Annotated in this window: 22 protein-coding genes and 2 pseudogenes; 19 read left to right on the top strand and 5 right to left on the bottom strand. The window is 72.8% G+C overall.

Features of this window, described 5'->3' with window-relative positions; all coding sequences use genetic code 11:
* Positions 1-253 precede the first annotated feature (253 nt).
* On the top strand, positions 254-1,171 hold the full coding sequence (locus tag ACZ4O3_RS11585; protein WP_467722017.1) for an NAD(P)-dependent oxidoreductase: 918 nt from the start codon (positions 254-256) through the stop codon (positions 1,169-1,171).
* A 9-nt stretch (positions 1,172-1,180) separates the two neighbouring features.
* Entirely contained in the window at positions 1,181-1,627 is a 447-nt protein-coding gene (locus tag ACZ4O3_RS11580) for an RpiB/LacA/LacB family sugar-phosphate isomerase (protein WP_362729026.1), read from the top strand.
* Between the two features lie 24 nt (positions 1,628-1,651).
* On the opposite strand, the gene ACZ4O3_RS11575 is transcribed toward ACZ4O3_RS11580, so the two are convergent.
* On the bottom strand, positions 1,652-2,020 hold the full coding sequence (locus ACZ4O3_RS11575; RefSeq protein WP_362729028.1) for a DUF6479 family protein: 369 nt from the start codon (positions 2,018-2,020) through the stop codon (positions 1,652-1,654).
* 232 nt (positions 2,021-2,252) lie between these two features.
* Here ACZ4O3_RS11575 and ACZ4O3_RS11570 point away from each other — a divergent pair, with 232 nt between their 5' ends.
* Together ACZ4O3_RS11570 and ACZ4O3_RS11565 are read left to right on the top strand one after the other, a co-directional pair.
* Positions 2,253-2,543 carry a hypothetical protein gene (locus tag ACZ4O3_RS11570; protein ID WP_467722016.1) on the top strand — a complete coding sequence of 97 codons (291 nt, stop codon included), beginning with the start codon at positions 2,253-2,255 and terminating at the stop codon, positions 2,541-2,543.
* A 205-nt stretch (positions 2,544-2,748) separates the two neighbouring features.
* Positions 2,749-3,138: an SsgA family sporulation/cell division regulator gene (locus ACZ4O3_RS11565; protein WP_467722015.1), complete on the top strand. Its 390-nt coding sequence runs from the start codon at positions 2,749-2,751 to the stop codon at positions 3,136-3,138.
* Between the two features lie 95 nt (positions 3,139-3,233).
* On the opposite strand, the gene ACZ4O3_RS11560 is transcribed toward ACZ4O3_RS11565, so the two are convergent.
* Positions 3,234-3,938, bottom strand: a complete 705-nt coding sequence (locus ACZ4O3_RS11560; RefSeq protein WP_467722014.1) for a TetR/AcrR family transcriptional regulator — start codon at positions 3,936-3,938, stop codon at positions 3,234-3,236.
* 218 nt (positions 3,939-4,156) lie between these two features.
* Here ACZ4O3_RS11560 and ACZ4O3_RS11555 point away from each other — a divergent pair, with 218 nt between their 5' ends.
* Positions 4,157-4,531 carry a four-helix bundle copper-binding protein gene (locus tag ACZ4O3_RS11555; protein WP_467722013.1) on the top strand — a complete coding sequence of 125 codons (375 nt, stop codon included), beginning with the start codon at positions 4,157-4,159 and terminating at the stop codon, positions 4,529-4,531.
* A gap of 25 nt (positions 4,532-4,556) precedes the next feature.
* Here the strand turns inward: ACZ4O3_RS11555 and ACZ4O3_RS11550 are convergent, their stop codons facing one another.
* Together ACZ4O3_RS11550 and ACZ4O3_RS11545 are read right to left on the bottom strand one after the other, a co-directional pair.
* Entirely contained in the window at positions 4,557-5,216 is a 660-nt protein-coding gene (locus tag ACZ4O3_RS11550; protein ID WP_467722012.1) for an MSMEG_1061 family FMN-dependent PPOX-type flavoprotein, read from the bottom strand.
* An 89-nt stretch (positions 5,217-5,305) separates the two neighbouring features.
* Positions 5,306-5,971, bottom strand: a complete 666-nt coding sequence (locus ACZ4O3_RS11545) for a TetR/AcrR family transcriptional regulator (protein WP_362729789.1) — start codon at positions 5,969-5,971, stop codon at positions 5,306-5,308.
* 259 nt (positions 5,972-6,230) lie between these two features.
* Between ACZ4O3_RS11545 and ACZ4O3_RS11540 the strand changes: the two genes are divergently transcribed.
* The 10 genes from ACZ4O3_RS11540 to ACZ4O3_RS11495 all read left to right on the top strand — a co-directional run bounded on the left by ACZ4O3_RS11540 (position 6,231) and on the right by ACZ4O3_RS11495 (position 18,948).
* Complete coding sequence (locus ACZ4O3_RS11540) at positions 6,231-7,016, top strand: SDR family NAD(P)-dependent oxidoreductase (protein WP_467722011.1); 786 nt, start codon at positions 6,231-6,233, stop codon at positions 7,014-7,016.
* A gap of 152 nt (positions 7,017-7,168) precedes the next feature.
* Positions 7,169-8,299 carry an ABC transporter permease gene (locus ACZ4O3_RS11535; protein ID WP_467722010.1) on the top strand — a complete coding sequence of 377 codons (1,131 nt, stop codon included), beginning with the start codon at positions 7,169-7,171 and terminating at the stop codon, positions 8,297-8,299.
* Between the two features lie 725 nt (positions 8,300-9,024).
* On the top strand, positions 9,025-9,438 hold the full coding sequence (locus ACZ4O3_RS11530) for a GNAT family N-acetyltransferase (RefSeq protein ID WP_467722009.1): 414 nt from the start codon (positions 9,025-9,027) through the stop codon (positions 9,436-9,438).
* 120 nt (positions 9,439-9,558) lie between these two features.
* On the top strand, positions 9,559-9,879 hold the full coding sequence (locus ACZ4O3_RS11525; protein ID WP_467722182.1) for a hypothetical protein: 321 nt from the start codon (positions 9,559-9,561) through the stop codon (positions 9,877-9,879).
* 191 nt (positions 9,880-10,070) lie between these two features.
* Positions 10,071-11,249 carry an acyl-CoA dehydrogenase family protein gene (locus ACZ4O3_RS11520; protein WP_362727964.1) on the top strand — a complete coding sequence of 393 codons (1,179 nt, stop codon included), beginning with the start codon at positions 10,071-10,073 and terminating at the stop codon, positions 11,247-11,249.
* 9 nt (positions 11,250-11,258) lie between these two features.
* Entirely contained in the window at positions 11,259-12,104 is an 846-nt protein-coding gene (locus ACZ4O3_RS11515; protein ID WP_467722008.1) for an oxygenase MpaB family protein, read from the top strand.
* A 119-nt stretch (positions 12,105-12,223) separates the two neighbouring features.
* Entirely contained in the window at positions 12,224-14,458 is a 2,235-nt protein-coding gene (locus ACZ4O3_RS11510; protein ID WP_467722007.1) for a serine/threonine-protein kinase, read from the top strand.
* A 154-nt stretch (positions 14,459-14,612) separates the two neighbouring features.
* On the top strand, positions 14,613-16,178 hold the full coding sequence (locus ACZ4O3_RS11505; protein ID WP_467722006.1) for a phytoene desaturase family protein: 1,566 nt from the start codon (positions 14,613-14,615) through the stop codon (positions 16,176-16,178).
* A gap of 110 nt (positions 16,179-16,288) precedes the next feature.
* Entirely contained in the window at positions 16,289-17,398 is a 1,110-nt protein-coding gene (locus tag ACZ4O3_RS11500; RefSeq protein ID WP_467722005.1) for a nitronate monooxygenase, read from the top strand.
* Positions 17,395-18,948 (top strand): acyl-CoA synthetase, encoded by a 1,554-nt coding sequence (locus ACZ4O3_RS11495; protein ID WP_467722004.1) that lies wholly within the window; start codon positions 17,395-17,397, stop codon positions 18,946-18,948. The genes ACZ4O3_RS11500 and ACZ4O3_RS11495 overlap by 4 nt, the downstream gene beginning before the upstream one ends.
* A gap of 75 nt (positions 18,949-19,023) precedes the next feature.
* Here the strand turns inward: ACZ4O3_RS11495 and ACZ4O3_RS11490 are convergent.
* Positions 19,024-19,873, bottom strand: a pseudogene (locus ACZ4O3_RS11490) (penicillin acylase family protein); the annotation flags it as partial.
* Positions 19,874-19,980: 107 nt separating this feature from the next.
* Here ACZ4O3_RS11490 and ACZ4O3_RS11485 point away from each other — a divergent pair.
* From ACZ4O3_RS11485 to ACZ4O3_RS11470, 4 genes and pseudogenes are all read left to right on the top strand, one after another.
* Positions 19,981-21,483 carry an acyl-CoA synthetase gene (locus ACZ4O3_RS11485; RefSeq protein WP_362728705.1) on the top strand — a complete coding sequence of 501 codons (1,503 nt, stop codon included), beginning with the start codon at positions 19,981-19,983 and terminating at the stop codon, positions 21,481-21,483.
* 153 nt (positions 21,484-21,636) lie between these two features.
* Positions 21,637-22,056, top strand: a pseudogene (locus ACZ4O3_RS11480) (hypothetical protein); the annotation flags it as partial.
* Positions 22,057-22,145: 89 nt separating this feature from the next.
* On the top strand, positions 22,146-22,670 hold the full coding sequence (locus tag ACZ4O3_RS11475) for a metallophosphoesterase family protein (RefSeq protein WP_467722003.1): 525 nt from the start codon (positions 22,146-22,148) through the stop codon (positions 22,668-22,670).
* Between the two features lie 73 nt (positions 22,671-22,743).
* Entirely contained in the window at positions 22,744-23,259 is a 516-nt protein-coding gene (locus tag ACZ4O3_RS11470; RefSeq protein ID WP_467722002.1) for a hypothetical protein, read from the top strand.
* The last annotated feature ends 7 nt before the right edge of the window (positions 23,260-23,266 follow it).

Below are 23,266 nucleotides of genomic sequence, written 5' to 3'. Positions count from 1 at the left end.
GGCCGTCGCGACAGCAGCGGTCGGGCCGTCGGAACAACAGGCAGTCGAAGACTCTCATGACCGGGCCTCTGCACGTGGTGGTGCGGCCCGTCCCGAGGCGGCCGCACCACCGATCCTGCACCGACGGCCGCCCGCATCCCCGAGGCGCGCCGCGCCCTACCCGATCGGCCTCACCCGTCGTGGGCGGCCACGCCCGCGCGCCGTACAGTGCCGATGGCCCTCACCTTCCGCGCGCCGAAAAGGAGTTACGACGATGACGCAAGCGACCGGCAGCCCCGGCGCCCCCCTGTACGGCTTCGTGGGGCTCGGCGTGATGGGGCAGCCCATGGCGCTCAATCTCGCCCGGGCCGGCACCCCGCTCGTGGTGTGGAACCGGACGGCCGACCGTGCCGAGCCGCTGCGCGCGGCCGGGGCGCAGGTCGCGGCGAGCGTCGAGGACGTCTTCGCACGCGCCCGTGTCGTGATCGTCATGCTCCTGGACGAGACGGTGACGGACACGGTCCTCGGGCGCGGCGGCCCGGCGTTCGGGAAACTCGTCGAGGGACGCGTCGTCGTGTCGATGGGCTCGACGGCACCCGAGTACGCGCGCGGGCTCGCCGCCGACGTCCACGCCGCCGGCGGCCGCTTCGTGGAGGCCCCGGTGTCCGGATCACGCCGGCCGGCCGAGGCGGGCGAACTGGTCGCGATGCTCGGCGGCGACCGGGACACGGTGGAGGAGGTACGGCCGCTGCTCGCCCCGATGTGCCGGGAGACCGTCCACTGCGGGGGCGCCGGCACCGGCCTGCTGATGAAACTGGCCGTCAACCTCTACCTGAACACGACGATCGCGGCGCTGGCCGAGGCCGTGCACTTCGCCCGGCGGCAGGACCTGGACCTGGAGATGTTCCGAGCCGTCCTGGACTCCGGCCAGCTCGCCAGCGGCGTGACCCGGGTCAAGGTCCCGATGCTCGCCGCACACGACTTCACCGTGCAGGCCGCCACCTCGGACGCCCACGCCAGCACCCGGCTGATCGCCGACGCGGCCCGCGCGGCCGGCATCGCCACCCCGCTCCTCGACCTCAGCAGCGAGCTCTACGGCGAGAGCGTACGGCTGGGCAACGGACGTCTGGACATGTCCTCGGTCCTCACCGCGATCGAGGCCCGCACGGACTCCGCCCCGGACAGGCCCTAGGCTGCGGGCATGCGGATCTCCGTCTCCTCCGACATGGACGAACCCGTCGCGCGTCTCCTCGTCGAGGAGCTGCGCCACCGTGGTCACGAGGTGCGCGTGTACGGCGCCCTCGATCCGGCGGCCGACCCGCAGTGGGCGGTGTGCTCGGAGACGGCCGCCCGCGATGTCGCCGCCGGCGCTGCCGACCAGGCGGTCGTCTGCTGCTGGACCGGCACGGGTGCCTCGATCGCCGCGAACAAGGTGGCGGGCGTCCGCGCCGCCCTGTGCGCGGACGCGTACACCGCCGACGGCGCCCGCCGCTGGAACGACGCCAATGTCCTCGCCCTGAGCCTGCGCCTGATCTCGCAGCCGGTGCTCAAGGAGATCCTCGACGCCTGGTTCACGGCGACGCCGAGCCAGGACGCCGAGGATCTGCGCAACGTGGCCCACGTCGGACGTCTCGACGCGGGCCGTTGAGCCGTTCGCTCAGGGGGCGCGCAGTCAGTGGGCGCCGAGCCCGCCACCGCCGAACGAGCCGCTGCTGCCCTTGCTCCAGCGCGGTCGGTCCGTCGACGTGCTCGGCCTGGTCTGCTGATTGCTCAGCTCGTAGGGAGTGAGTGGACGGCCGCCCTTGGGCATCCGGGGGATCTCCTCCGACTCGCGGTTCTCCCGGATCTCGTGGACCGCGCCCTCCGGTGGCAGTTTCGGCTGCTCATCGGGGCGCGGGCGGGGCGACTCGTGGTACTTGACGCGGTTGCCCAGCCAGAAGCCGCCGGCGAGCATCGCCAGTACGGCCACGGCCACCACGAACAGCCCAAGACTCAAAAGGCCGCTCGGAGCGGCCAGCTGCTCCATCGATACGGTGCTCATAGCAGAGGGATACCCCACCCATAACGGTATGAACCGGACGCATTGTGTGACGGCCGTATCGGCCGGTCGCCGCTGTGACGGGCTTCACCGCAAACATGAGGCCCCCCTCGAGTACGCTGGGCAACGCCGAACATGAGGACCCCCTCAGGATTTCTCTCCCAGCTCGGCGAAAGACCGCGGCGGCCACCCCCTCGGAAGCGCCGCGCAGCACGGACAATGACAAGGAACGACCATGAACACGTGGATCAAGCGCGTCTCGATCGCAGTCGCTTCTACGGCCCTGGCCGGCGGAGCCGTTCTCGGAGCAGCCGTCGGTCCGGCGTCGGCGGCGGCCTCGGAACCCTCGCGGCACGCGCAGTCCGCGGCTGTGGCCTTCGCCGCCGGCGGCGACCGTGTCAGCCACCGCGAGGACGGATACGGCGGGGGGCGCCACCGCCTGCAGGAGCAGGCGACGGCGCGGACCGGCATCAGCGCCGAGCGCTGGTACCTGGACCAGGTCGCCTGGACCCTGCACCAGCACTGATGCGGCCGCAGGCCGACACGGTCGGTTTGACGGGCCGCAACGCCGTGGCCGGGGGCCCGTCGTTGCGACGCGTCAAACCGACCGCACGCCGGGCCGGCGCCGGACCGGCTCCGAAGCGCTGGGGGGACCATCGCGGTGCCGGGCGAGCCGGACGCGGGAGAGAGGGACAGTGAGATCGGTCAGAACCGTGGCGTACGAGGTGCCCGTGGAGCTCGTTCTGTCACACGACGTGTCGGTGTCGATGCGCGCGGCACTGCGCTACGAGACGGACGACCCCTACGCCGTCCGCACCGTCTTCCACCCGCCGGGCCAGGACGGGACGGTCGAGTGGTTCTTCAGCCGCGACATGCTGGCGCAGGCCCTGAGCGAGCGCACGGGGCAGTGCGGAGACGTGCACATGTGGCCGGCCGTCGCCTCGGGCCGCGAGGTGGTGTTCGTCGCCCTGCGGGCACCCGCGGGATCGGCCCTGCTCACGTTCCCCGCGCGGGACGTGCAGTCCTTCCTGCGCGAGACGTGGTCCGTGGTGCTGCCGGGGTCCGAGGCGGACCGGTTCGACCTGGACGCGGAGCTGGCCCAAATGCTGGCGGGAAGCTGACCGCCTCCTTGGGGCGAGAGCGGGCCCGGTGCCGACTTCGGCACCGGGCCCGCTTCGTGTCGTCCCTGTCGGCCGGCGGCCTCAGCCGCCGCGGCTCAGGTCTCCTCCTGGCACTCGCGGCACTCCTCTTCGGGACACTCGACGGTGGTGAGGGTCTGGTCGATCTGCCGGGGGGTCAGCGGAGGCTCCGGCAGCGCGTGGGCACACTGGGCGCGGAACCCGTCGAGCAGCAGATGGAGGTGGCGTCGCCAGGCGTTGGGGGCGACGGCCCGGGTGGCCCGGATGATCCCGGCCTGGGACCAGATCACGAAGGCGATGTCCTCCGGGGTGACGTCCTCGCGCAGGAGGTCCTGCTCCTGGGCGTTGCGGAAGATCTGGGCGCCCAGCTCCTGGGCGCGCTCGAACATCCCCCGGCCGAGGGCGTGAACCGGCAGCCGGGCCGAGGCCAGGTCGTTGAAGGCGCGGTTGCAGGCCTGCAGTTCGCAGAGCTTCTCCAGGTAGTGGCAGAACCCTTCCCAGGCGTCGTCCATGGCCGCGGCCTCTTCGGCTGAGGCCAGCAGATCCGTGAACTTCGCGGTGAAGAGCTCCTCGACCAGGTCGAGTCTGCGGGGGAAGTGCCGGTAGAGCGTCCCGATCGCGACGCCCGCCTCGCGGGCGACACCTTCGAGGGACGCTTCCAGTCCCTGTTCGGCGAACGCCTTGCGGGCGGCGGCCACGATCGCGTCCCTGTTGCGCTGCGCGTCCCGGCGCAGCGGCTTCGCCGGCGCCTGGGAGGCGGACAGGACGTGCTGGTGACTCATGCGTCAAGGCTAACATGAGGGGCCCCTCGAATTCCGGGATGTGTCCTCGCTCACGGCATGGACGGACACGGTGCGGGCGGACACGACCCGGACCGTCACGGCCCGACCCCGCGGGGGCGTTGGACGAGGCCCCTGGCCGCCGCTCGGCCGTTCGTCCCGGCGTTCCCGCGCCGTGCGGTGCCGGGTTTGCCGGTCCGGGCCGGGGCAACTCGCAGTGCATGACGCCGACGACTTCCCAGCAGGAGCTGTACGGATACCTTGAGGACCGTTTCGCGTGCGCGCAGGCGTGCACGGAGTGTGCTCGGCTGTGCGCGCTGGGTGCCAGCGTGTTCGATCCGGAGGGAACGGTCGAGCTGGAGCGGGTGCGCCGTACGGGCATCATGTGCGCCGAGGTGTGCGACGCGACCTGCCGGGCGCTGGCCGAGGAGAACGTCCAGGACGAGGTGGGCCTGCGCGTCCAGCTGGAGTGGTGCCGGACGATCTGCCTCCAGTGCGCGCAGGCCTTCGACGCCCGCCCCGGGGCCGAGAAGAGTGCGGCCGCGTGCCGGGCATGCGCCGTGGCCTGCACGGAGTTCATGGCGGTACTGGCCTGAATCCAGGCGCTCGCCGGTCGGTCCGTCACTCGTACCGGTACTTGAGCGAATCCGCCTCCGTCTGTTCGATGTCCGCGATCGTCAGTTCCGGCATCCGCAGCTGAGCCAGTGTCACCTCGGCCGAGGTCGGCTGGGCGTCCGCCGGGAGCCACTGTTCCGGCTTCCAGACCCCGCCGCGCAGCAGTGACTTGGGGCAGTGCGGGTAGACCTCCTTGATACCCACCACCAGCGCGCTGGCCGGCGGCCTGCCCACGGCGGTCAGCTGCGACAGCAGCTCCGGGCGGGTGGAGACGCAGGCCCGGCCGTTGACCCGGAGTGTCGTGGTGCGCCCCGGGATGACGAACAGCAGCCCGGCCCGCCCGGTGGCGACGACGTTCTGCAGGGTGTCCAGACGCTTGTTGCCGGTCGCGTCCGGTATCGCCACCGTCCGTGCGTCAAGGACGGCGACGAAACCGGCGGGACCGCCGCGCGGGGAGACGTCACAGTTGCCCCCGGCATCCGCGCTGGCGACCAGGACCAGCGACGACAGGCCGATCAACTGCCGGGTCGGTTCGGTGAGTTCGGTCATCTGTTTGCGTACGGCCGCGTCGCTGGGGTGGTCGTACACCCGGCGCAACGCCTCCTGGTCGGGCACGGCGTCGAGGCGGAGCGAGTCGAAGGCACTGCCGGCGAGAAGTGGCGTCATGCCCCTGACCTTAATGCGGGGACCCGCCGTCGATCCCGGGCGCGAAGGCCCTTGGCGGGCGGGTGGGCAGGTCCGGGCCGGCGAGGGGCTCAGCGGCCCTTCGTGTCCCGGTGAAGATGGACGGTGATGTCCTGGTGCGTGGGTGTGGGCGGCAACGGGCGGGCGTCGCTCGGGCGCAGGCCGTCGACGAAGATGCGCACATGGCGGGTGGCCAGGGCCTTGGCCTGCTCCGCGGGCAGGTACGGCATGGGGCGGCAGACCAGCGCCCCGGTGGTGATCAGGTCCATGTGCGTGACGTCGGGCCGGATCGCTCCCCTGGAGCGGGCGTGAGCGAGCACCTCGTCGAGGAGCGGGGCGATCCGGCCCTGGAGGTCGACCGCTTCGGGGCTGGTGGCGACCGGTCCGCCGATCAGGGGGAGGACGAGGGTGTCGCGTTCGTCGACCAGGCGGAGCAGGAACCCCTCGACGGCCGCCAGGGGATCCTGCGGGGCGGTTTCCAGGGCGCGGCGGGCGGCCTCGGCCACCGCCGCGAATCCGTCGAGGACGACCTGCTGGACGAGGGCGTCACGATCGGGGAAGCGGCGGTAGAGCGTGGCGATGTTCACGCCGGCCCGGCGGGCGATCTCGTCCAGGGGTGCCGCGGTGCCCAGTTCGCGGAAGGCGGTCCGTGCGGCGGCCAGGATCTGTGCCCGGTTGCGGGCCGCGTCCGCCCGCAGTCGCGGTCCGGTGCGGTCGCCTGGGGTGCGGGGAGCCACCGTGAGCCCGTCCTTTCCTGGCCGTACCGACCGGCCTTGATCATTACGGGCCGACGCGTCGAGGTTACGTCAGGCGGACTCCTGTGAGGCATTAAACGAAGGATTTACTGCACTTGATGTTACGGTGGTGATGCCGTCGCAGACCGGCGGCGGCCGGACGCGTACGCCCCGGGCGCGGTGCATGCCTCCCGCCGGGCCCGGGCGGTACGGCCGTCGCCCACTGAGACAGCCGCCCCCTTTCCCTGGGAGAAGAGCAGTGGTGTCACCCGCGCAGAAGGCACGATTCGAAGGCAAGGTGGCGGTCGTCACCGGCGGCAGCCGTGGCATCGGCGCCGCTGTCGCCAGGCGACTGGTGCGCGAGGGCGCGGCGGTGGCCATCGGCTACCGGGGGCACGAGGAGGCCGCGGCCGCCCTGGTCGCCGAGCTGGTCGACGGCGGTGGCCCGGCCGTCGCCGTCCGGGCCGACGTCGCCGACCCGGAGCAGACCGCGGCGCTGATCGAGCGGGCGGTCGCCGACTTCGGCCGGCTGGACGTGCTCGCGTCCTGCGCCGGTGTCGAGCACTTCGACGCGCTGGAGAACATCACGCCCGCGGACTTCGACCGGATCTTCGCGGTCAACACCCGCGGGCAGCTGTTCGCCGTCCAGCACGCCGCCGCCCACCTGGGCGAAGGCGGCCGGATCGTGCTGACCTCGTCGGTGAGCGCGTCGAAGGCGTTCTTCGGGCACACGCTGTACGCCGCGAGCAAGGCGGCGGTGGAGTCGATGGTCCTGAACCTCTCCGCGGAACTCGGACGCAGGGGCATCGCCGTCAACGCCATCGCGCCGGGCGGCACCGCCACGGACATGGCACGCGAGAACGGCGCGAACTACCTGCACCCCGACCTGGCCGGGAAGCAGGATCTGTCCGAGTGGCTCAAGGTCGGCGTCGCGCTGCGGCGGCTGGCGGAGCCCTCCGAGATCGCCGCCGGATACGCCTTCCTGGCCTCCGCCGACGCGGCCTACATGACGGGCCGCACGCTGCGGCTCGACGGCGGGATGTTCTAGCCGGCTGACCTTCCTCCAGCTTCCAGGACGGCGGGATGCCCCAGGCGGACGGCAGCCCGAAGCGACACCGACGAATCCGCCCCGCACACCGACCACGTCCGCCGCAGGCCGCGAAGCTCCCGCGTCCCGCCCGATCCCGGAAAGCTCGTTCCATGCACCACGGCATCCAGCCCTCCGTCAGCATGCCGCCCCCGGCGGCCCCGTACGCCCCGCCCACCAAGCCCGCCGTCGATCACGTACGGCACGCCAGGCACGCGCTGGTCGACACCGAACCCGGCCTGCCCGTCCCGGTGCTCGCGGCGGCGGCCGGCGCCCGGAAGGCGGTACTCGTGCCGGTGCTCACCGCGCTGGCGATAGGCACCGTATTCGTCGCCGTGTACCTCGCGGCCTTCCACGCCCCCTCGGCCCGCCACCAGCCCGTGGGCATCGCCGCCTCCGACAAGGTGGCCGCGCACACCGAACTCGCCCTCAACAACGAGGCCCCGGACGGATACACCTTCTACCGTTATCCGGACGCGGCGGCCGCCCGCCGGGCCGTCACCCACGACGAGGTGCCGGCCGCCCTGGTCGCCGACGGCCGGGGCACCCGCCTGCTGGTCGCCGGCGCGGAGGGGCCGTCGACGGTCTCCAGCCTCGACATGGCGCTGACCGGTGCGGTCGGCAGGCCGCTTCCCGTCAAGGACGTACTGCCCCTGGTGGCGGGGGACTCCCGCGGACTGTCGGTGTTCTACGCCGCCTTCGGCGTCGTACTCGCGGGCTTCCTCTTCGCCGTCTCCTCGTACCAGATCGCACCACGCCTGCGGCTGGCCGTCCGCGTCGCCTCGATGCTGGTCTTCGCGGCCGCCTCCGGCCTGATGGTGGCGCTGATCGCGCACACCGCCCTGAGCGCGCTGCCCGCCCCGTTCGCGGTGGTCACCCTCGTGGTGGGCCTGCTGGCCTGGGCGGCCGCCGCGGCCGCCGGAGTGCTGCTGCGGGTGTTCGGGCCGCTCGGCATGCCGGTCGCCTCCGTGGTGCTGCTGATCCTCGGCAACGCCACCTCCGGCGGCATCCTGCCGACCACCTTCCTGCCCTCCTGGCTCTCCCCGCTCGCCTCGATCCTGCCGCCGGCCGCGGCGGTACGCGGACTCCGGGGCGCCGCCTACTTCCACGACGCGCATCTCACCGGTGCCGTCGCGACCCTGGCCGCCTGGGGTCTGGGGTGCCTCGCGGTCCAGTACGTACTGGACCGCGTCGCCGCCCGCCGTACGCCGGCCGCCACCGCGGACCTCGCGTTCGCACGCTGACGGGCACGCCGACGGCGGGTCCCCCCACCGTCGGAGGCCGCCCGTCCACGCCGCGGCGTGCGCGCCGAGCCTGGACGGCCCTGCTGCGGCCAGGCGCGGACGAGACTCGCCTCGATGCGGTCCAGGACGCCGACGGCCTCCGCCTGCCGGGCCGTCGTCATGCCTTCGGCGACGCCGGCCTCCAGGTCCGTCCGGACCTTCTCCACCTCACCGCGCAGGGCGTTGCCGGGCGCCGTCGGCTCGATGACGGTGGGCCGCCGGCCTCGGAACAGGGACACCGGCGCACGAAGCCGGCGTTCTCCCGCCGCCGGACGGTACGGGTCGTGGTGGCGGCGTCCGGGCCGAGCAGCCGGACGAGGTCGGTCTGCCGCTGCGGGCTCCGGTCCCACGGTTGCGTCATGACCAGCTCCTGGCCCGGTGGAGGCCCACCCGGCGCGGGAGCTGGCCGGCCGGCACGCGGTGCAGACGGGCACCCGGAAGATCGCGTGACGGAGCGCGGCGGCCTCGACGGACTCCGGCAGGCGCAGGTCCGCCGGTGCCGTGGAGCCGGCTCCGGTCTCCGGCCGGCTCACGGGATTCCTCGCGTGACCTGCGCAGTTGACGGAACGGCTGGAGGCTGCCGCGAAGGGGGTGATGCACCCGCGGGCCTGCCGTCGAAGCGCGCGTGGGTGGCCGCCCGTGCCGGGGACGGACGCGGAGCCGGGCGGACTGGCATACTCCGCGCCATGATTGATGATCATGGAAGTGGCCCGGCCCTGACCGTCGGTGAGCGTGACACCGAGCTCAACAAGCGGCTGGACGAGGGGCTCACCGCGTTCAACGCGGCCGCCACGGGGGTGACCGAGCAGGGAACGGCCTGGGGCGGGCTGTGCGGGATCGCGATGCTGTGGGTGCGCGAGGACAGCCGCGAGGACGGCTGGGGCGGCAAGATCCTCAGGGCCGCCGAGGAGGAAGCCCGGCGGCGCGGCTGCGATCGCGTGGCCGTGTCCTCCTTCACGTTCCAGGCCCCCGGTTTCTACCAGCGCCACGGTTACGCCGAGACCGGCCGCACGCTGGGCATCCCCGGCGGACATGCGGACGTGCACATGTTCAAGTCGCTGACCGAACCGACGGCGGCTCACCGCGGTTCGCAGGTGTAGCCCTCGGCCGGGCGGCCGGTGCGGTGCCGCGCACACGTCGCGTTGTGGCTCCATGGGTGCGGCCATAGGGTCACCGGCATGTCTTTGCGTCTTCGTATGCGTCAAGCACTGCCGGAAGCGATGCGCGCCCGTGACAGGGTCGCGGTGAGCGCTCTGCGCGCGACGCTGGCGGCGCTGGACAACGCCGAGGCGGTGCCCGTGGACGAGGCCGCACTCCGTGGCGTGGCCCTTGAGCAGTCGCCCGTCGGCGCCGGCGCCACCGAAGCCGTCCGGTGTGAACTCAGCGAGCGCGGTGTGGAGGACGTCGTGCGCGCCGAGGCCGCCGAACGTCTCTCGGTCGCGGCGCGGTTGACGGTACCCGCGCACGCCGACCGGGCCGCGCGGCTCCGCGCCGAGGCCGCCGTACTGCTTCGCTTCCTCGACGGACCTGGCACAGCGTAGCGCCCGGGGCACCTCCCGGATCGGGGCCCTCGTCTGCGCCCCCGAGCGGCGTACGGAGCCGGGGCGGGGCGGGAGTCCGCCGCGGCCGACGCGCACGGACCGCGTCACGCACGGCGTCGCCATTCCCAATTTCTGGAACACGTTCTACGGTGTGCGCCGTCAGGACCGCCCGTGGGGAGCCTGGAGGCGCCGTGCACCTCGACCACACGCCCGAGCAGCAGCGGCTGCGCACCGAACTGCGCGCCTACTTCGCCGGCCTGGTGCCGGACAACGCCTACGCCCGCTATGCCGACCCGGCCGCGCAGAAACGCTTCTACCGGGAGACGGTCCGCCGGCTGGGCACGGACGGCTGGCTCGGCGTCGGCTGGCCGAAGGAGTACGGCGGCCGTGGGCTGACCGCGATGGAACAGTTCATCTTCTTCGACGAGGCCGCCCAGGCGGGCGTACCCCTCCCGCTGATGGCGCTGAACACGGTCGGCCCGACGATCATGCGGTACGGCACGGACGAGCAGAAGGCGTACTTCCTGCCGCGTATCCTGTCCGGCGAGATCGACTTCGCCATCGGCTACAGCGAGCCCGACGCCGGCACCGACCTGGCCGCGTTGAAGACCCGGGCCGTCCGGGACGGCGACCAGTACGTGGTCGACGGCCAGAAGATCTGGACCACCAACGGCGACACCGCCGACTGGGTCTGGCTGGCCACCCGTACCGACCCCGGGGCCCCGCCGCACAAGGGCATCACCATGCTCCTGGTGCCGACCTCCGACCCCGGCTACTCCTGCACCGTGATCAACACCCTCGCCTCGCACGACACCACCGCCAGCTACTACGAGAACATCCGGGTCCCCGTCTCCCGCCGGGTCGGCGAGGAGAACCAGGGCTGGCGGCTGATCACCAACCAGCTCAACCACGAGCGGGTCACCCTCGCCGCCCACGGCACCATGGCCATCCGCGCCCTGCACGACGTCCAGCGCTGGGCCATGGAGACCAAGCTCGCCGACGGCCGCCGCGTCGTCGACCTGCCCTGGGTGCGCCGCAACCTCGCCCGCACCCACGCCCGCCTCGACGCCATGAAGCTGCTGAACTGGCAGATGGTGACCGCCGTCCAGGAGGGCACTCTCACCCCGCAGGACGCCTCCGCCGTCAAGGTCTACGGCTCCGAGGCCCGCCGCGACGCCTACGCCTGGCTGATGGAGATCGCCGGTGCGGCGGGCCCGCTGAAGGAGGGCTCGGCCGGCGCGGTCCTCCACGGCGACCTGGAACGCGGCTACCGCTCGGCGGTCATCTTCACCTTCGGCGGCGGCAACAACGAGATCCAGCGGGAGATCATCTCGTGGATCGGACTGGGGATGCCGCGGGTCCGGCGTTAGTCTGCGGTCATGGAGGCCGATCCCGGGCTGTTCACCTCGGACTCCGTGACCTGGCAGGTGCACGGCGATCCGATGATGTGGGTCGCCGGCATCCGCGCGCTCTACCTCCAGGCCCTGCACCCGCGCGCGGTGCGCGGCGTGATGGCGAACTCCGACTTCCGCAAGGACGCCTGGGGCCGGCTGCTGCGGACCGCGGACTTCGTCGGCACGACGACCTACGGCACGACGGAGGCCGCCGAACGGGCCGGGGCCCGGGTCCGGAAGATCCACAGCATGCTGGGCGCGACCGACCCGGAGACCGGCGAGCGGTACGGCGTCGACGACCCCGAGCTGCTGCTGTGGGTGCACTGCGCGGAGATCGACTCGTACCTGCACGTCCTGCGCCGCTCCGGCTTTCCCCTCACCGACGCCCAGGCCGACCGCTACCTCGCCGAGCACCGGGTCAGCGCCCGCCTGGTGGGCCTGGACCCCGCGGCCGTACCGGCCGACCGGGCGGACATGGCCGCCTACTTCCTCACCGCACGGCCGCTGCTCGCCGCCGGAGCGGACGCACGCGCCGTGGACGACTTCCTGCTCCGCCCGCCGACGCACCCCCTCCTGATGCCCGCGCGTGAGGTGCTGTGGCGGCGCGTGGCCCACCTGGCGTACGCCTCTCTGCCGCCGTACGCCCACGAGCTGTACGGCAGACCGGCCCCCGAACCCGCCGTCGTGACCCGGCGGCTGCGCGCCGCCGGCACCCTGCTGCGCTGTGTTCCCGCACGTCTGCGCTGGCAACTGCCGCCCAAACACATCCTGCGCGCCATGGCGAGGCTCGGCCCGGACGCGCGCCCGGCACCATACAAAGTCGGGCATTAGCCCGCCATACTGGACGACCGGGGGGTGTGTCACGGAACGGCCCGGTTCGGCGCGGCCGCACCTTGACGGCGTCCCCCGAAGGAGGGCGGAGCTGTAGCGACGGGGGGCGGCGGCACGCGATGGCTGACACCAGGCTGGTCCACGGGCGGTACCGGCTGCTCGACCTGATCGGGCGGGGCGGGATGGGCGAGGTGTGGCGGGCCCGTGACGAGTCCCTCGGGCGGCAGGTCGCCCTCAAGTGCCTCAAGCCGCTGGGCCCGCACCACGACCAGGCGTTCGCCCGCGTCCTGCGTGAACGGTTCCGCCGCGAGGCGAGAGTGGCCGCCGCCCTTTCCCACCGCGGGGTGACCGTCGTCCACGACTTCGGCGATCACGACGGCATCCTCTACCTCGTGATGGAGCTGCTGGACGGCCGCAACCTGAGCCAGCTCCTGGAGGACAACAAGCACCATCCGCTGCCCGTCGGCGACGTCGTCGACATCGCCGAGCAGGTCGCCGCCGCCCTCGCCCACACCCACCAACAGGGCATCGTGCACCGGGACCTGAAACCCGCCAACATCATGCGGCTCACCGACGGCACGGTGAAGCTCTGCGACTTCGGCATCGCCCGCCTCGGCCACGACATCGGCCTCACCTCCCGGCTGACCGGCACCGGCATCGCGATGGGCACCCCGCACTACATGTCACCGGAACAGATCGGCGGCACCGAGGTCGACCAGCGCAGCGACCTGTACTCCCTGGGCTGCGTGCTGTACGAGATCGCCACCGGGGCCCCGCCGTTCGACCTCGCCGACGCCTGGGCGATCCTGATCGGCCACCGCGACACCCCACCCGCGCCGCCCCGTGACCACCGTGCCGAACTGCCCGGCTGGTTCGAGCAGGTCGTCCTGGACCTGCTGGCCAAACGCCCCGAACAACGGCCTTGCGACGCGAAGGAGTTGGGCCTGCGAATCACCTCCGGGCGTACGACGCCCACGTACGTCCCCACCGTCGTCACCGCACAGCCCCGGCTCCGGCCCCCGGACACGGGGTTCCGCGAGCCCCGGCTGCCGTCCTGGACCCGCTCCATGACCACCGGCCACAAGGCGGCCGGCACCGGCCTGCGCACCACCCCGCCCGATCCCGCGGCCGGGCTCAGGGGTGTGTGGACGACCCGCCCGGCGGCAGTCACCCCCGATCCCCTCCCCGTGCACCCGGCTCCCGGACCGGAGGCCGTCACCGCCCTGGCCGCCCGGCACAACGCCGGACTCAGTCTCGGGCGGCTCGGGCGCTGGACCGAGGCCGGTGAGGTGCACCGCGCGGTCGCCGCCGAGCGCGCCCGCCTCCTCGGCCCCGACCACCCTGACACCCTCGCCAGCCGCTACGAGACCGCCTTCGCCCTCAGCCGCACCGGCCGCGCCGCCGACGCCCTGCGCGAGTACACCGAGGTCGCCCGCGCCCGGGAGCGCGGCCTCGGCGCCGACCACCCCGACACTCTCGCCGCCCGCCAGGAAATCGGCTACGTGCTGGGACAGTTGGGCCGTCACTTCGAAGCCCACCAGGCATACACGGCCGTACTCGCCGACCGGCGGCGGCTGATGGGCCCGGACCATCCCGACACCCTGCGCTGCCGTCACAACCTCGCCTTCAACCTGAGCAGACTGGGCCGCCCGGAAGACTCGTACCGCATGGCCCACGACGTGGCCCTCGCCCGGGCGCGGGTCCTCGGCCCGCAGCACCCCGACACCCTGGTCACCCGTCACGAAGTCGCCCACACGCTGGGTCAGTTGGGGCGATGGGAAGAAGCGCTCGGGACCTACCGCGAGGTTGCCGAGGCACGCTCACGGGCCCTTGGCCCCGATCACCCCGACACCCTCGCCGCCCGCTACGAGGTGGGCATCAGTCTCGGCCGCCTGGGCCGCAGCGCCGACGCGCTCACCCTCTACCGTGCGCTGATCGACGACCGTACCCGTGTCCAGGGTCCCGCCCACCCTGAGACCCTGCGCGCCCGCCACGGTCTCGGCGTCAACCTGGGCCGGCTCGCGCGCTGGGAGGAGGCCCTCGCGGAATCCCGGGACGTGTGTGCGATCCGGGAACAGGTCCTCGGCCCCGACCACCCCGACACCCTGGTCAGCCGCCGGGAGGTCGCGGTCGGCCTGGGCTGGCTGGGACGCTGGGCGGACGCACTGACCGAGTACCGGCGCGTGGCCGGCGCACGCGAACGCGTCCTCGGCCCGGACCACCCGGACACCCTGGCCAGCAGGAACGACGAGGCACACTGTCTGGAGCAGTTGGGGCGGGGCGCGGAGGCGGTGCGGCTGTACCGGAGGGTCGCGGTACTGAGACAACAGCGGGCTTCGAGCGGACAGATGTGACCCGAGGCGAGGAACTCGGCGCCCCGCCGGTGTGCGGATCCACCGCGTCGGCTCGACCGGCCGCGCACCCACCCGTACTGTCCGAACGGCCCTCCGGGCGGGGCGAACCGGCACGCCTCTTACCTGGCTAGATCATCATGTGTTACGAAGAACCATGCCCCCAGCCACCGAACCATCCAGGACCTACGACACCGTCATCGTCGGCGGCGGCCACAACGGCCTGGTCGCGGCGGCCTATCTGGCCCGGGCCGGGCGTACCGTACTGGTGCTGGAGCGACTGGCCCGCACCGGGGGCGCCGCCGTCTCGACCCGCCCCTTCGCCGGCGTCGACGCGCGGTTGTCGCGCTACTCCTACCTCGTCAGCCTGCTGCCCAGGAAGATCGTCCGCGACCTGGGCCTGGACTTCCGGGTCCGCGGCCGCACCATCTCGTCGTACACCCCGGTGGAGCGCGCCGGCCGGCCCACCGGACTGCTGATCGGCGGCGGCGAACGGCGCATCCGTGAGGCGTTCGGACGGCTGACCGGCGGCAAGCAGGAGTACCAGGCCTGGCAGCGGTTCTACGGCATGACCGGCCGGGTCGCCGAGCGCGTCTTCCCGACACTCACCGATCCGCTGCCCTCGCGCGAGGAGCTGCGCCGCCGGATCGACGACGAGGCGGCCTGGAAGGCCCTGTTCGAGGAGCCGATCGGGGTCGCCGTCGAGGAGAACTTCACGGACGACCTGGTGCGCGGGGTGGTGCTCACCGACGCGCTGATCGGCACGTTCGCCGACGCCCATGACCCCTCGCTGCGGCAGAACCGCTGCTTCCTCTACCACGTCATCGGCGGTGGCACGGGCGCCTGGGACGTGCCGGTCGGTGGCATGGGCGCCCTCACCGACGCACTGGCCGGGGCCGCGCGCTCGGCGGGCGCGGTGCTCGCCACCGGACACGAGGCGGTACGGATCGAGACGGACGGCCGGTCCGCCGAGATCGCCTACCGCACCGCCGACGGCGAGGGCGTCGTCGCCGCCCGGCACGTCCTGGTCAACGCCGCCCCGCAGGAGCTCGCCGCCCTCACCGGCGACCCGGCCCCGGAGCCCGCCGAGGGCGCTCAGCTCAAGGTGAACATGCTGCTGAAGCGGCTGCCCCGGCTGCGCGACACCGCCGTGGACCCGCGCGAGGCGTTCTCCGGCACCTTCCACATCGCCGAGGGCTATGAGCAGCTGGCCACCGCCCACGCCGAGGCGGCGGCCGGCCGGCTCCCCAGCGCACCGCCCTCGGAGATCTACTGCCACTCCCTGACGGACCCCACGATCCTCGGCCGCGACCTGGTCGAACGCGGCTACCAGACGCTCACCCTCTTCGGCCTGCACACTCCCGCCCGGCTCTTCGCCGCCGACAACGACGGGGTGCGCGCGGAACTCCTGAAGTCCACCGTCGCCCAGCTCGACGCCCATCTCGCCGAACCCCTCGTCGACTGTCTGGCCCTCGACGCGGACGGCCGCCCCTGCATCGAGGCGAAGACCCCCCTCGACCTCGAACGCGACCTGCGTCTGCCCGGCGGCAACATCTTCCACCGCGACCTCTCCTGGCCCTACCTGCAAGAGGGCTCCGGCCGCTGGGGAGTGGAGACCCGGCACGCCAACGTCCTGCTGTGCGGGGCGGGCGCGGTACGCGGGGGAGGGGTGAGCGGGGTGCCCGGACACAACGCGGCGATGGCGGTGCTGGAGGCGGAGTGAGGGGCGCCCCGCCCGAACCGCGGACCGTGCGGCAATCCGGCGTGACAGAAATCTGACGGAGCATCAGAAAAGCTCTTCCGTCGGGCGGTCGACTGCGGCATCCTGCGCCCATGCAGACGGAGCTGAGCAAGACCCTGGGAGTCGAGCACGCCGTCTTCGGCTTCACGCCGTTCCCCGCCGTCGCCGCGGCCATCAGCCGGGCCGGCGGGTTCGGAGTGCTCGGCGCGGTCCGCTACACCGCCCCCGACGACCTCAAACGCGACCTCGACTGGATCGAGGCGCACGTCGACGGCAAGCCGTACGGGCTCGATGTCGTGATGCCCGCCAAGAAGGTGGAGAACGTCAGCGAGGCCGACGTCGAGGCGATGATCCCGGACGGGCACAGGCAGTTCGTGCGGGACACCCTCGCCAAGTACGGGGTGCCCCAACTGGCCGACGGCGAGGCCTCCGGGTGGCGGATCACCGGCTGGATGGAGCAGGTCGCCCGCACCCAGCTCGACGTCGCTTTCGACTACCCGATCCGGCTGCTCGCCAACGCCCTCGGCTCCCCGCCCGCCGACGTCGTCGACCGCGCCCACGACAGGGACGTCCTGGTCGCCGCGCTCGCGGGCAGCGCCCGGCACGCCGTCAAGCACCGCGACGCCGGCATCGACGTCGTCGTGGCACAGGGCTACGAGGCCGGCGGCCACACCGGCGAGATCGCCACCATGGTGCTCACCCCGGAGGTCGTCGACGCCGTCGCACCCCTGCCCGTGCTGGCCGCGGGCGGCATCGGCAGCGGCCGGCAGGTGGCTGCCGCACTGAGCCTCGGCGCCCAGGGTGTGTGGCTGGGCTCCCTATGGCTGACGGTCACGGAGGCCGACCTCTCCTCGCCCGCCGTGACCCGCAAACTGCTCGCCGCCGGCTCCGGGGACACGGTCCGCTCCCGCGCCCTGACCGGGAAACCCGCACGCCAGCTGCGCACCGAGTGGACCGACGCCTGGGACGACCCGGCCGGCCCCGGCACCCTCCCCATGCCGCTCCAGGGCCTGCTGGTCGCCGAGGCCGTCTCCCGCATCCAGAAGTACGAGGTCGAGCCCCTGCTGGGCACCCCCGTCGGCCAGATCGTCGGCCGCATGACCAGCGAGCGCAGCGTCCAGGCCGTCTTCGACGACCTCACCCGCGGCTTCGAGCGGGCCGTCGACCGCATCAACCGCATCGCCGGAAGGAGCGCCAAGTGACCAGCACGCCCCCCGCCGGATTCTGGGCCCAGGCCACCGGCGAGCCCGACCGCACCGTGCTCGTCGCACCCGACGGCGAGGAATGGACCGCCGGCCGCCTGCACGCCGCAGCCAACCGACTCGTCCACGGGCTGCGTGCCGCGGGCCTGGAGCGCGGCGACGCCTTCGCGGTCGTCCTGCCCAACGGGCCCGAGTTCTTCGCCGCCTACCTGGCCGCCAGCCAGGCAGGTCTCTACCTCGTCCCCGTCAACCACCACTTCGTCGGCCCCGAGATCGCCTGGATCGTCGCGGACTCCGGCGCCAAGGTGCTGCTCGCCCACGAACGCTTCGCCGGCCCCGTCCGCCAGGCCGCCGACGAGGCCGGCCTCCCCGGCACCCGTCGTTACGCCGTCGGCGCGATCGAGGGCTTCCGGCCCTACGCCGAACTCCTCGACGGGCAGCCCGAGTCGGCCCCCGCCGACCGCGAGCTCGGCTGGGTCATGAACTACACCTCGGGCACCACCGGCCGCCCCCGCGGCATCCGCCGCCCGCTGCCCGGCCGGCTCCCCGAGGCGGCCTACCTCGGCGGCTTCCTCGGCATCTTCGGCATCCAGCCCTTCGGCGACAACGTCCACCTGGTCTGCTCGCCGCTCTACCACACGGCCGTCCTGCAGTTCGCGGGCGCGTCCCTCCACATCGGCCACCGCCTGGTCCTCATGGACAAGTGGACCCCCGAGGAGATGCTCCGCCTGATCGACGCACACCGCTGCACCCACACCCATATGGTCCCCACCCAGTTCCACCGCCTGCTCGCCCTCCCCGAACAGGTACGCGCCCGCTACGACGTCTCCTCCATGCGGCACGCCATCCACGGCGCCGCTCCCTGCCCGTACCACGTCAAACGGGCGATGCTCGACTGGTGGGGACCCAGCGTCGAGGAGTACTACGCGGCCAGCGAGGGCGGCGGCGCCTTCGCCACGGCCGAGGACTGGCTGAAGAAGCCGGGTACGGTCGGCAAGGCCTGGCCGATCAGCGAGCTCGCGGTCTTCGACGACGACGGCAACCGGCTGCCGCCCGGTGAACTCGGCACCGTCTACATGAAGATGAACACCGGCGGCTTCTCCTACCACAAGGACGAGGCCAAGACGGAGAAGAACCGCATCGGCGACTTCTTCACCGTCGGTGACCTCGGCTACCTCGACGAGGACGGTTACCTCTTCCTGCGCGACCGCAAGATCGACATGATCATCTCCGGTGGCGTCAACATCTACCCCGCCGAGATCGAGTCGGCGCTCCTCTCCCATCCCGCCGTCGCCGACGCGGCCGCCTTCGGCATCCCGCACGACGACTGGGGCGAGGAGGTCAAGGCCGTGGTGGAAGCCGCCCCGGGACACGAACCCGGCCCGGAACTGGCCGCCGCCCTCCTCGCCCACTGCGCGGAACAGCTCGCCGGCTACAAGCGGCCCAGGACCGTCGACTTCATCACGGAGATGCCCCGCGACCCCAACGGCAAGCTGTACAAGCGGCGTCTGCGCGACCCGTACTGGCAGGGCCGCACCCGCCCGGTGTGAGCACCGCGCCGGCCGACGGCCTCAGAGATGCCGGCGCGAATGGTCCTCCAGGAATCCGGCGAGGCCGGCTCGCGGGGACGCGTCGGCCACGTTCAGTTCGCCCGGGATGGTCTGCTGCGACTGCCAGCACCGGCGTCCGCCCTGCCACGGGTAGTGCGGGTTGCCCAGCAGCAGACCACGGCCGTTCGCGGTGGTGGCGCCGCCGAAGGCGACCGCGTTCGATCCCATGTCGGAGGTCGCGGAACGGTCCTGTACGGCCTTGATCAGGGCCTTGGCGTCCACTCCCCGTTCGGGCACCGCGCCGGTGGGCGGCGCCGCGGCGGTGATCTCGTCCACGGCGCCGCCCTGGCCGCCCAGCACGGAGAGTGCGTAGTAACGGGTGGCCACGTCCAGCGTGGTGACCGGCCGCACCCAGGCGGCGCCCGCGCAGGCCGGGTCGGTGATCCGGTGCCGCGCCAGCCAGGTGTTGTACCCGGCGGCGAATCCCCGCATCAGGTCCTTCACCTGCCGGCTCGGGCCCAGCGGCGCCGGTCCGGTGAGCAGCCCCTCCACCGTGCCGGACTGCCGTACGCCCCGGAAGGTCGCTGGAGAGGTTGTCCCCGGCCGAGGAGAGCGACAGGTCGGTGGCCGCGGTGGCACCGAAGAAGCGCGAGCGGTCGCCGCGCACGGTCGCGAAGCCGTTGGCGAGGGTGCGGACCTGGTCGCCCGCCTGCGCCCAGCCGGTGCCGAAGCCCAGGGCGGCGTAGTCCCCGGCGAGGATGTGCGGGATGCCGTACTCGGTGTAGCGGATGACGGCGGACAGGGAGCCGTGCGAGGGACGGTCCTGACGGGCGGGCCGATCGGCCGCCGCGGCCGGTAACGCGGCCGAGGCGGTGAGCAGGGCGACGGCTGCGACGAGCAGCCGTCTCGCGCGGGTGGTGCGCAATGTGTCTCCCAACGTCGTTGCCGTACGGAGCGGTTGGGCCCGGCTGCGGGCGTGCGGGGTGCGACGGTGCTTGACCTCTCCCGGTGACGGACCGAGGATCATGAGTCATGACGCAGGGACAGGGCAGCACGGTTGACGGGGTGCTGCGGCGCAGCGCCCGGCGCACCCCCGCACGGGTGGCGCTGGAGTACGGCGACCGCCGGTGGACGTACGGGGAACTCGACGACGCCGTCTCGCGGGCGGCGAGCGTCCTGCTCGGCCAGGGCCTCACCCGCGGCGACCGGGTCGGTACCTACGGGCACAACTCGGACGCCTACCTGATCACGTTCCTCGCCTGCGCCCGGGCCGGCCTCGTGCACGTGCCGGTCAACCAGAACCTGACCGGTGACGACCTCGCCTACATCGTGGGCCAGTCGGGCAGCTCACTGGTGCTCGCCGACCCCGACCTCGCCGGACGGCTCCCGGACGGGGCACGGGTGCTGCCGCTGCGGGACGCCGAGGGCTCGCTCCTCGCCCGGCTCGCCGACGCGCCGCCGTACGACGGTCCCGAACCGCGTACCGAGGACCTGGTGCAGTTGCTCTACACCTCGGGCACCACGGCGCTGCCCAAGGGCGCCATGATGACCCACCGGGCGCTGGTGCACGAGTACCTGAGCGCGATCGCCGCCCTCGACCTGAGCGCCGGGGACCGTCCCGCGCACGCGCTGCCGCTCTACCACTCCGCCCAGATGCACGTGTTCCTGCTGCCCTACCTGGCGGTCGGCGCGACCAACATCGTCCTGGACGGCCCGGACGGTGACACCCTCTTCGACCTGATCGAGACCGGGCGGGTGGACAGCCTCTTCGCGCCTCCCACCGTGTGGATCGGGCTGTCCAACCGGCCCGACTTCGGCTCCCGCGACCTGGGCGGACTGCGCAAGGCCTACTACGGTGCGTCGATCATGCCGGTGCCGGTCCTGGAGCGGCTGCGCGAACGGCTGCCGCAACTGGCCCTGTTCAACTGCTTCGGGCAGAGCGAGATCGGGCCGCTGGCCACCGTCCTGGCGCCCGAGGAGCACAAGGGGCGGCTGGACTCCTGCGGCCGTACCGTGCTGTTCGTGGAGGCGCGGGTGGTCGGTGAGGACGGGCAGGACGTGCCCGACGGCACGCCCGGCGAAATCGTCTACCGGTCCCCGCAGTTGTGCGAGGGGTACTGGGAGAAGCCCGAGGAGACCCAGGAGGCCTTCCGCGACGGCTGGTTCCACTCCGGCGACCTCGCCGTGCGCGACGCCCACGGCTTCCTCACCATCGTCGACCGGGTGAAGGACGTCATCAACTCCGGTGGCGTACTGGTCGCCTCCCGGCAGGTCGAGGACGCGCTCTACACCCACGAGGCCGTCGCCGAGGCCGCGGTGATCGGCCTGCCCGACGAGCGGTGGATCGAGGCGGTCACGGCGGTCGTCGTGGCCCGCGGCGAGGTCGGCGAGGCCGAGCTGATCGCCCACGTGCGGGAGAAGATCCCCGCCTTCAAGGCGCCCAAGCGAGTGGTGTTCGTGGACGCGCTGCCCCGCAACGCCAGCGGGAAGATCCTGAAGCGGGAGCTGCGGCAGCGGTTCGGTGAGGCCTCGTGAGCACCCAAGACGTCCGGTTCCCCACCTCGCGCGGCCTCCTGCACCACCTCCGCCGTTCACCGGTGGCGTGCACCTAGGGCGTGTTGCGAAAGTCCCGTCTGCCGTGCGACGCCGTGCACGCCCGCTCGCCGCACCGGGCGAAAGCCCGAGTACATCCCGTACGAGGACTTCCGCCCGGCACGCCGGGAGCACGCGCCTGACGCCGCACGGCCCGCCCTTCGGGCGAACGACGGGACTTTCGCAACACGCCCTGGCAGACATGCGCTGCTGTCTCCCCGTCCCCCTCGGCGCACTCGCGGGCGTTCTTGGCCCCTGCGAGATGCTGCGCTCCGCTCTGCTGCTCGCACCCGCCCTGCTCGGGTCCGCCACCGTTCCCTCGCCGCCGTCCACCTGGAACTGGTCACCCTCACCGAGGACCGCGCCGTTATCACCTGGCACACCGCCCTGCCCGGCACCGACGACGGCACCGGCCGCATGCTGCCCGCCGTCACGGAGGGCGAGGTCCGCTACGGCACCCACCCCGCGCACCTGAACCGCACCGCGGGCGAGGACCGCCCCACCGCGCACCACCATGTCGAACTCACCGGCCTGGAGCCGGGCCAGACGTACTATTACCAGGCCCGCTCCCGAGGCGTGCCCGCCCCCCCACCGCGCTGCACCTGGTGCGCGGCAACGCGGCCGGCACCTCCCGGCACGGCCTCGGCTCGCCCGGCGGCCCCTACTCCTTCACCACCCCGCAGCCGCCGCCCGGCCGCCACCTGCTGTCCGTCGCCCTCTGCAACGACCTGCACATCGGCGAGACCGTCGCCGGGCTGGTGGCCGGCGCGCCCTTCCTGCGCGGAGTTGCCCAGCGGGCCGGGCTCACCGCCCACCCGGCGCTCATGACCGGCGCCGTGCTCGACGAGGCCCACAGCCGCGGCGCCCAACTGCTGCTGGCCGCCGGTGACATCTCCGCCGGCGGCGGACCGGCCGGCCTGGCGGAGGCCAGACGGATCCTGGACGGTTTCGGCAGCCATCGGCGGGACTACTTCGTGGTCCGCGGCAACCACGACCGCACCACCGAGGAGGGCGACACCTTCAACCGTGCCTTCGGCCCGCCGGACGGTCCCGGCTACTTCGAGCACGAGGTGGGCGGGCTGCGGATCACCGGTCTCGACACCTACGACAAACGCGGGAACGGGGGGTGACGCGGGCGGTCTCGGCGCCGAGCAACTGTCCTGGTTCCGGCGCCGGCTGCGGGCCCGCCGGGAACAGCCCACCGTGGTCTTCGGACACCATCCGCTCACCGTCCGGGACGCCCTCTTCCCGGTGAGCCCCGGACAGCGTCTCGACCGCCGCCAGGCCCGTGCGATCCTGCGGGCCTACGCCGCGGCCCCGGGTGTGTTCCTCCACCATGCCGGCCACACCCACCGCAACAAGCGTACCCACGTGGCCCGCGCACCCCAGGTGACCCTGCAGGAGGTCGGTGCCGCGAGGGAGTACCCCGGCGGGTTCTTCCTGCTGCGGATCCACTCCGGCGGCTACGCCCTCAACTTCTTCCGGGCCCGTCACACCGAGGCCCTGGAGTGGAACGAGCGCAGCCGACGGCAGGCCGGCGGGCTGTGGCCGTACCACGCGCTCGGCCGTACCGTCGCCGACCGCAACAGCGTGGCCGTCCGTGACCTGTCCGGTATCAGCCGCCCGGCACAGCCGTCCGCGCCGCCGCGTTCGTCCCAAGGGATGACGGCCGCGCCGAACCCCCGCCCGGATGTGGCCCGGGCCACGCCGCCTCCGTAGCGTGGGT

Source organism: Streptomyces sp. NPDC026515 (assembly GCF_055567595.1).
The sequence above is the reverse complement of the archived record's forward strand: the minus strand, read 5'-3'. Positions and strand labels throughout refer to the sequence as shown.

Bases quoted from the DNA above. Each gene is read 5' to 3' on its own strand.
- ACZ4O3_RS11585 (WP_467722017.1), top strand. From the start codon at position 254: ATGACGCAAGCGACCGGCAGCCCCGGCGCCCCCCTGTACGGCTTCGTG.
- ACZ4O3_RS11580 (WP_362729026.1), top strand. From the start codon at position 1,181: ATGCGGATCTCCGTCTCCTCCGACATGGACGAACCCGTCGCGCGTCTC.
- ACZ4O3_RS11575 (WP_362729028.1), bottom strand. From the start codon at position 2,020: ATGAGCACCGTATCGATGGAGCAGCTGGCCGCTCCGAGCGGCCTTTTG.
- ACZ4O3_RS11570 (WP_467722016.1), top strand. From the start codon at position 2,253: ATGAACACGTGGATCAAGCGCGTCTCGATCGCAGTCGCTTCTACGGCC.
- ACZ4O3_RS11560 (WP_467722014.1), bottom strand. From the start codon at position 3,938: ATGAGTCACCAGCACGTCCTGTCCGCCTCCCAGGCGCCGGCGAAGCCG.
- ACZ4O3_RS11555 (WP_467722013.1), top strand. From the start codon at position 4,157: ATGACGCCGACGACTTCCCAGCAGGAGCTGTACGGATACCTTGAGGAC.
- ACZ4O3_RS11550 (WP_467722012.1), bottom strand. From the start codon at position 5,216: ATGACGCCACTTCTCGCCGGCAGTGCCTTCGACTCGCTCCGCCTCGAC.
- ACZ4O3_RS11535 (WP_467722010.1), top strand. From the start codon at position 7,169: ATGCACCACGGCATCCAGCCCTCCGTCAGCATGCCGCCCCCGGCGGCC.
- ACZ4O3_RS11530 (WP_467722009.1), top strand. From the start codon at position 9,025: ATGATTGATGATCATGGAAGTGGCCCGGCCCTGACCGTCGGTGAGCGT.
- ACZ4O3_RS11525 (WP_467722182.1), top strand. From the start codon at position 9,559: ATGCGCGCCCGTGACAGGGTCGCGGTGAGCGCTCTGCGCGCGACGCTG.
- ACZ4O3_RS11515 (WP_467722008.1), top strand. From the start codon at position 11,259: ATGGAGGCCGATCCCGGGCTGTTCACCTCGGACTCCGTGACCTGGCAG.
- ACZ4O3_RS11510 (WP_467722007.1), top strand. From the start codon at position 12,224: ATGGCTGACACCAGGCTGGTCCACGGGCGGTACCGGCTGCTCGACCTG.
- ACZ4O3_RS11505 (WP_467722006.1), top strand. From the start codon at position 14,613: ATGCCCCCAGCCACCGAACCATCCAGGACCTACGACACCGTCATCGTC.
- ACZ4O3_RS11500 (WP_467722005.1), top strand. From the start codon at position 16,289: ATGCAGACGGAGCTGAGCAAGACCCTGGGAGTCGAGCACGCCGTCTTC.
- ACZ4O3_RS11485 (WP_362728705.1), top strand. From the start codon at position 19,981: ATGACGCAGGGACAGGGCAGCACGGTTGACGGGGTGCTGCGGCGCAGC.